This is a genomic window from Kocuria sp. CCUG 69068, from assembly GCF_020833785.1.
Classification (GTDB): Bacteria; Actinomycetota; Actinomycetes; order Actinomycetales; family Micrococcaceae; genus Kocuria; species Kocuria rosea.
On record NZ_PDDL01000143.1, the window covers coordinates 1 to 6,902 of the forward strand.

The 6,902-nt window shown below is 72.0% G+C and carries 6 protein-coding genes; all 6 read right to left on the reverse strand.

Annotation, left to right across the window (positions count from 1 at the left end; genetic code table 11):
* Positions 1–60: 60 nt before the first annotated feature.
* Positions 61–1,095, reverse strand: a complete 1,035-nt coding sequence (locus CRM73_RS17430; RefSeq protein WP_017833153.1) for an ABC transporter ATP-binding protein — start codon at positions 1,093–1,095, stop codon at positions 61–63.
* Positions 1,088–2,155: an ABC transporter ATP-binding protein gene (locus CRM73_RS17435; RefSeq protein WP_031282879.1), complete on the reverse strand. Its 1,068-nt coding sequence runs from the start codon at positions 2,153–2,155 to the stop codon at positions 1,088–1,090. The genes CRM73_RS17430 and CRM73_RS17435 overlap by 8 nt, the downstream gene beginning before the upstream one ends.
* Positions 2,152–3,120, reverse strand: a complete 969-nt coding sequence (locus CRM73_RS17440) for an ABC transporter permease (RefSeq protein WP_109221407.1) — start codon at positions 3,118–3,120, stop codon at positions 2,152–2,154. The genes CRM73_RS17435 and CRM73_RS17440 overlap by 4 nt, the downstream gene beginning before the upstream one ends.
* On the reverse strand, positions 3,113–4,036 hold the full coding sequence (locus CRM73_RS17445) for an ABC transporter permease (protein ID WP_017833150.1): 924 nt from the start codon (positions 4,034–4,036) through the stop codon (positions 3,113–3,115). The genes CRM73_RS17440 and CRM73_RS17445 overlap by 8 nt, the downstream gene beginning before the upstream one ends.
* Positions 4,037–4,119: 83 nt before the next feature.
* A complete protein-coding gene (locus CRM73_RS17450) occupies positions 4,120–5,751 on the reverse strand; it encodes an ABC transporter substrate-binding protein (RefSeq protein WP_043738875.1) in 1,632 nt (543 codons plus the stop codon).
* Positions 5,752–6,030: 279 nt separating this feature from the next.
* Positions 6,031–6,489, reverse strand: a complete 459-nt coding sequence (locus tag CRM73_RS17455) for a hypothetical protein (RefSeq protein WP_229588621.1) — start codon at positions 6,487–6,489, stop codon at positions 6,031–6,033.
* Positions 6,490–6,902: the final 413 nt, after the last annotated feature.

Here is a 6,902-nt window from a genome sequence, read left to right on the forward strand (position 1 = left end):
GGAGGGTCCGGAGCCCGCTGAACCCGGCCCGCGGCGCGGGTCTGCCGCGCGGGCCGGCTGCTAGGCCGAGCCGGGCACGAGGTCCCGGCTCTCGGCGAAGTGGCAGGCCGCCGGGTGGCCCTGGCCGCGGTCCACGAGCTCCGGCTCCTGCTCGGCGCACACGTCCTGCGCCTTCCAGCACCGCGTCCGGAACCGGCACCCGGAGGGCGGGTTCGCGGGACTGGGCAGGTCGCCGCTGAGCATGATCCGCTCGCGCCCCCCGCGCAGGGCGGGCTCGTGGACCGGCACCGCGGAGAGCAGGGCCTGCGTGTACGGGTGGGCGGCCCGGTGGTAGATCGCGTCCCGGTCGCCCGTCTCCACCACCTTGCCCAGGTACATCACCGCGACCCGGTCGCTGAGGTGGCGCACCACCGAGAGGTCGTGGGCGATGAAGAGGAAGGACAGGCCGAACTCGTCCTGCAGGTCCTGCAGCAGATTGATGACCTGCGCCTGGACGGAGACGTCCAGGGCCGAGACCGGCTCGTCGCAGATGATCACCTCGGGGCGCAGGGCCAGAGCCCGTGCGATCCCGATGCGCTGCCGCTGGCCCCCGGAGAACTGGTGCGGGTACCGGTTGGCGTAGTCGGGCCGCAGCCCCACCCGCTCCAGCAGCTCCCGGACCGTGGCCGCGCGGTCCTGCCGCGCCACGGCGTTGGGGTGCACGTCCCAGGCCTCGGCCACGATGTCCCCCACCGTCATCCGCGGGTTGAGGGACGAGTAGGGGTCCTGGAAGATGATCTGCACGTTGCGGCGGTACTCCCGCAGCTGCCGCGAGGACATCGCGGCCACGTCCCGGCCCTTGTACAGGACCTGGCCCGCGGTGGGCTGCTGCAGCGCCATGATGAGCTTCGCCACGGTGGACTTGCCGGAGCCGGACTCGCCCACGAGCCCCAGGGTCTCCCCCGGGCCGAGGGTCATGCTCACGCCGTCCACCGCCTGGACCTGGCCCACGGTCCGCCGCAGCAGCACCCCCTGGGTGAGGGGGAAGTGCTTGGTGAGCCCGCGCAGCTCCAGGAGGGGCGCGTCCGCCGTCGTCGTCGGCAGGGTGTCACTCATGCTCGAGCTCCTCGCTGTAGTGGCACGCGGCCGTCCGGCCCGGCACGACCTCGCGCAGCACCGGGACGTCCGCGGCGCAGTCCTTGCCCGGTGCCGCCGTCCGCCCGAACCGGGCCATGGGGCAGCGCGGGTGGAACGCGCAGCCGGCGGGGACGGCGGAGAGGTCCGGCGGGGTCCCGGCGATGGGCAGGAGCCGCTCGCCCTGGGACTCGAGGCTGGGCATCGAGGACATCAGCCCCCGGGTGTAGGGGTGCAGGGGCGCCGAGAGCACCTCGTCGACCGTGCCGTTCTCCACGATGCTGCCCGCGTACATCACCGCCACCCGGTCGGCGACCTCGTTGACCACCCCCAGGTCGTGGGTGATGAGAATGACGCCCATCCCGGTCTGCGTGCGGAGCTCGGTGAGCAGGTCCATGATCTGGGCCTGGACGGTGACGTCGAGCGCGGTGGTCGGCTCGTCGGCGATCAGGATGTCCGGGTCCAGGGCGATGGCCATCGCGATCATCACGCGCTGGCGCATGCCGCCGGAGAACTGGTGCGGGAAGTCGCCCACGCGCTCCCGGGCCGCGGGGATCCCCACGCGCTCCATGAGCTCGATCGCCCGGGCCTTCGCCTCCTGCCGGGAGGCGCCCCGGTGGGCGCGGAACAGCTCGCCGATCTGGTGGCCCACGGAGAAGACCGGGTTCAGCGCGGAGAGGGCGTCCTGGAAGACCATGGCGATGCCCGGCCCCCGCACCGCCCGCTGGTCCCGGCGGCTCATGCCCAGCAGGTCCTCGCCGTGGAAGCGGATCTCGCCGTGCGTGATGCGGGCGGGCGGGATGTCGAGGATGCCCATGACGGCCTGGGCGCTGACGCTCTTGCCGGAGCCGGACTCCCCGACGATCGCGAGGGTCTCGCCGGCCCGGACGGTGTAGCTGATCCCGTTGACGGCCCGGACGGTGCGCCGGCGGGAGCGGAACTCCACCGCGAGGTCGTCGACCTCGAGCACGGGGCCCGCCGCGCCGCCCGGCGGCGCGGGCACGGGGGCGGGGGTGGGAGCGGGGACGGAGGAGGGTGTCATCGGCGCAACTTCGGGTCGAGGGCGTCGCGCAGCGCGTCGCCCATGAGGATGAACGAGAGCACGGTCAGGGACAGGAACAGCGACGGGAAGAGGATCAGGTGCGGGGCGTCGCGCAGCCTGTTCTGCGCCGCGTTGATCTGCAGACCCCAGGAGATCTCGGGCAGCTGCAGGCCCACGCCCAGGAAGGTGAGCGTCGCCTCGGAGGCGATGATCGTGCCGACCGCGATGGTGGAGTAGACCAGGACGGGCGCCACGGCGTTGGGCAGGATGTGCTTGGTGAGGATCCGGCCGGTCCGCGCGCCCAGCGCCCGGGCCGCCTGGACGTAGTCGGCCTCCTTGACCCCGATCACGTTGGAGCGGACCAGGCGCATGGCCGTCATCCAGCCGAACGCGATCAGCGCGAGGGAGACCTCGAGCACCCCGCGCTCGGGCAGCACGGAGAGCAGGATGATGGCGCCCAGGATGAGCGGCAGGCCGTAGAAGATGTCGGTGATCCGGGCGAGCAACGAGTCGAGCCAGCCGCCGTAGTAGCCGGCGAGCGCGCCCACCACCACGCCGATGGCCAGGGTGCCCAGGACGGCGAGGAAGCCGATGGCCAGGGAGATGCGCGCGCCGTGCACCACGTTCGAGTAGTAGTCGCAGCCCTGCACGTCGTAGCCGAACGGCGCCCCGGGCTGCGGGCCCTCCCCCGAGCGGCCGAGGCTGCAGGCCCGCGGGTCCACCGAGGTGAACACCTGCGGGGCGAGGGCCATCACCGCGAACACGACGAAGAGCAGGGCCCCCACCAGGAAGAAGGGGTTGCGGAGCAGGCCCTTCCAGGCGTCCCGCCACAGGCTGACCTGCTCGATGTCCCCCGCGGCCGCCGCCGAGGCGATCTCGTCGGCGCGGTCGTCCACGCGGTCGGAGAAGGTCTCGTGGTGGGCGTCCCGCTCCTCGCGGACGCTCTCCGGACGCGGCTCATTCATAGCGGATCCTCGGGTCGAGGGCGGCGTAGAGGACATCGACCACCAGGTTGAAGAAGATGTAGAAGAAGACGAACAGGGTGACGATCCCGACGACGACGGCGCCCTCCTGCCGCAGCACCGCGTCGTAGACCGCCCGGCCGAGACCGGGGATGTTGAACACCGACTCGGTGACGATGGCCCCGCCCATGAGGGCGCCGAGGTCGGCGCCGATGAAGGTGACCACCGGGATGAGGCTGTTGCGCAGGGTGTGCTTGCCGACCACCGACACCTCGCTGAGGCCCTTGGCGCGCGCCGTGCGCACGTAGTCGCTCTGCAGGTTCTCCGCGAGGCTCGTGCGGGTCAGCCGGGCCACGTAGGCGAGCGAGAGCGCCGCGAGCACGAAGCCGGGCAGGACGTAGCTGTACCAGCCGTCCGAGATGCCGGCGATGGGGAACCAGCCGAGCCGTACGCCGAAGACGTACTGGGCGAGGAAGCCGAGGACGAAGACGGGGATGGACACGACCACCGTGGTGGAGACCAGCACGAGGTTGTCGAAGAAGGATCCGCGCCGCAGGCCAGCCAGCACGCCGGCGAGGATGCCGATGAGGATCTCGAAGGCCACGGCCACGAGGGCCAGCCGGGCCGTCACCGGCAGCCGGTCCACGATCGTGTCGAGGACGGGACGGCCCGAGAAGTCGGTGCCGAAGTCGCCCTGCACCAGGCCGCCCAGGTACTTGGCGTACTGGATCAGCAGCGGGTCGTCGAGGTTGTACTCGGTGCGCAGCTGCGCCTGCACGGCCTCGGACAGCGGCCGGTCGCCGGCCAGCGCCCGGATGGGATCGCCGGGCAGCGCGTAGACCATCGAGAAGATGAGCAGGGACGCGCCCAGCAGCACCGGGACGGTCAGCAGCAGACGGCGGAGGACGTACCGCCCCATGGGTCTCCTTGTGTGTGCGGAGGTGTTGCGCGGACAGGTGGGCCCGGGGCGCCCCGTGCGGGGCGCCCCGGGTCAGGGTCGGATCACTCCGAGGTGACGACGACGTCCTCGACCTCGACGCGGCCGAAGCTGTTGACGTAGACCTCCTCCACGTTCTCCGAGTGTGCGTACTGCACGAGCCCGAAGAACAGCGGCGTGGCCGGCATGTCGGCCACGAGCAGGTCCTCGGCCTCCTGGTAGGCCTGGATCGCCGTGTCGATCGAGTCGGCGGCGTTGCCCTCCTGCAGCTTGGCGTCGAACTCCTCGTTCGAGTAGAACGTCACGTTCGAGCCGGCCGGCGGCAGGGCCGCCGTGGAGTACGTCGGGCCGAGCATGTTCTCCATGACCGGGTAGTCCATGATCCAGCCGGAGCGGAACGGGCCGGTCATGCCCTTCTCGTCCTGCTTGGGCAGGTACTCCGCGAACTGGAGGTCGCCGCGCAGCTGGTACTCGACGCCCAGGTTCTCGCGGAGCTGGTTGCCGACGGCCTGCATCCACTCCTCGTGGCCGGCGCCGGCGTTGAACCACAGGTCCACGGGCTCGGACTTGTCGAAGCCCGCCTCGTCGAGCATCCGGTTGGCCTCCTCGACGTTCAGCTCGCACGCGTCGCAGGCGTCCTCGCGGTGGCCGTCGATCACGGGCGAGACGAAGGACGCGGCCGGGGTGCGGGAGCCCTGGAAGATCGCGTCGGTGATCGCCTGCCGGTCGATGGCCATGGAGAAGGCGCGGCGGACCTCCGGGTCGGCGAAGCGCTCGTCGTAGGTCGGGAAGCCGAGCGCGGTGATGTCGCCGCGCGGGGTGGTCTTGAACCGCTCGCCGAACTGGTCCTCGGCGGAGGCGATGGCGTCCGGCGGGATCTGGTCGACCACGTCGAGCGAGCCGGCCTGGAGGTCGTTGTAGGCGGTGTTGATCTCGGTGTAGACGCGGAACTCCACGGCGGCGGCCTTGGCCGGCTCGTCGCCGCCGAACTCGTCGTAGCGGGTGAGCGTGATGCCCTGGCCCTCCTGGAAGGCCTCGTCCGCCTTGAACGGGCCGTTGCCGATCGGCTGCTCGCCGAAGCCCTCGGGGTCCTCGAAGAACGCCTCCGGCATCGGGAAGAACGCGGTGTAGCCGACGGTGGTCGGCCACTGCGCGTAGGGCTCGCTGAGGGTGACCTCGAAGGTCTGCTCGTCGACGACGCGCAGGCCGGACATCTCGGTGGCGGTGGGGCTCGCGCCCTCCTCGCCCTGGAGGGCGTCGTAGCCCTCGACGTTGGAGAAGAAGTAGGAGTTGCCCTGCGCGTTCTCGCTGTTGGCCACGTAGTTCCACGAGTCCACGTAGCTCTGGGCGGTCACCGGGGACCCGTCGTGGAAGGTCCAGCCGTCCTTGAGGCTGACCGTCCACGTCGTCTGGTCCTCGGACTCGATCGACTCCGCGACGCCGGTGTAGACGGCCTCGTTGGACTCCCGGTCGTACTCGACCAGGCCGGTCCAGAGGGCGTCGACGACCTGGCCGCCCTCCGTCTCGCCGGTGTTGCCGGGCAGCAGCGGGTTCTCGGGCTCCCCGATGTACACGCTGAAGGTGCCGTCGCCGCCGCCCTCGGCGGCGGTGCCCCCGCCGTCTCCCCCGCCGCACGCGGTGAGCAGCAGGGCTCCGGAGAGCGCCACTGACGTGCCCGCGATCCGCTTCGTTCTCATCGTTTCCTCCATGGGTCGATACGGGCCCGCCAGGAGTGCTGGGTTCGCAGTCCGAGGGGGACGGGGCCACGCCGGGGCGAGCACGGGGCTCGCGTCGTGGAGCACGGGGCTCCGGGTCCGACGTGACGGAGATCACCGTCCGCCGCACCCAGAAGAAATCTATGTGGTCCGTTCGGGGGACGACAGCAGACACGCCAGGAGAAACAGGAACCGCCGGTATCAGTTACCCATTCGTAACAACAAGGCCGGGCTCCGAGCCCCCGCGGGGCGGAGATCGGCTCAGCCGGCGACGGCCAGTCCCCCTGTCCCCGCCCCGAGAGCGGCGGAGCGCAGCACGGAGCGCACCTCGTCCAGCTCCGTCGCGGAGGCCTCGGCGAGGAGGCAGAGCGGGACGCCGTGCCGCGCCGCCCAGCGGATCTCGGCGCGCAGGGCGCCCACCGCCCGGTCCAGTGCCCAGCGCGCCGACTCGAGGGCGCCGTCGAGGGGGGCGACGTCGAGACCGATGCCCACCTCCTCGCCGGAGGCCACGGCGTCGAGGACGTGGTCGAGCGCCCACTCCGCGGCCTCCACCTCTCCCGCCGCGGTGAAGACCCGCTGGAGGAGCCCGGCGGGGTGCAGACCGAGGCCGTCGTCCTGGCGGTCGGGGGCAGCGTCGTCGAGGTGCTCCGGGAGCAGCGGGACGTGGACGGGGTCGACCGACCGGAACGCCGGCCGGGGGGACAGTGCACTGCTCATCATCGAACCTTCCTCAGGACCTGCGACCGCGCCCCCCACCCGGCGCCCGGCGCAGGCCGGAGAGGCCTGCTCCCATGGAACCAGCGACCCCGGCGGACTTCCAGAGGGGCGTCGGTGAACACGTCATAAACGCCTTGTGACCTGGGACAATGCAAACGCGCCAAGTGGACAGGAGAGGATCCGGCTCCTAGGGTCGGAGGCGGCCCGAGGGGGATTCGGGACCGCCGCCGCACCGGGCCCCCGCCCGGGCGCACCGACGTCCGCACCGGCCCCTCCCCCGGGGGCCGGCCGGACGTCCCACCGGCCGGCCGCCCGGATCCCCGCGAGCCGCCCCGTCCGCGCGCACCCCTGCGCACCCCCGCGCACGGGCCGCACCGGTCCCCGCCGGCAGCGGTCACGATCCCCTGCGCGCCCCC

What these genes read in the sequence shown, in the direction of transcription:
- CRM73_RS17430 (WP_017833153.1), bottom strand. Translation starts at nt 1,095, where the DNA reads ATGAGTGACACCCTGCCGACGACGACGGCGGACGCGCCCCTCCTGGAG.
- CRM73_RS17435 (WP_031282879.1), bottom strand. Translation starts at nt 2,155, where the DNA reads ATGACACCCTCCTCCGTCCCCGCTCCCACCCCCGCCCCCGTGCCCGCG.
- CRM73_RS17440 (WP_109221407.1), bottom strand. Translation starts at nt 3,120, where the DNA reads ATGAATGAGCCGCGTCCGGAGAGCGTCCGCGAGGAGCGGGACGCCCAC.
- CRM73_RS17445 (WP_017833150.1), bottom strand. Translation starts at nt 4,036, where the DNA reads ATGGGGCGGTACGTCCTCCGCCGTCTGCTGCTGACCGTCCCGGTGCTG.
- CRM73_RS17450 (WP_043738875.1), bottom strand. Translation starts at nt 5,751, where the DNA reads ATGAGAACGAAGCGGATCGCGGGCACGTCAGTGGCGCTCTCCGGAGCC.
- CRM73_RS17455 (WP_229588621.1), bottom strand. Translation starts at nt 6,489, where the DNA reads ATGATGAGCAGTGCACTGTCCCCCCGGCCGGCGTTCCGGTCGGTCGAC.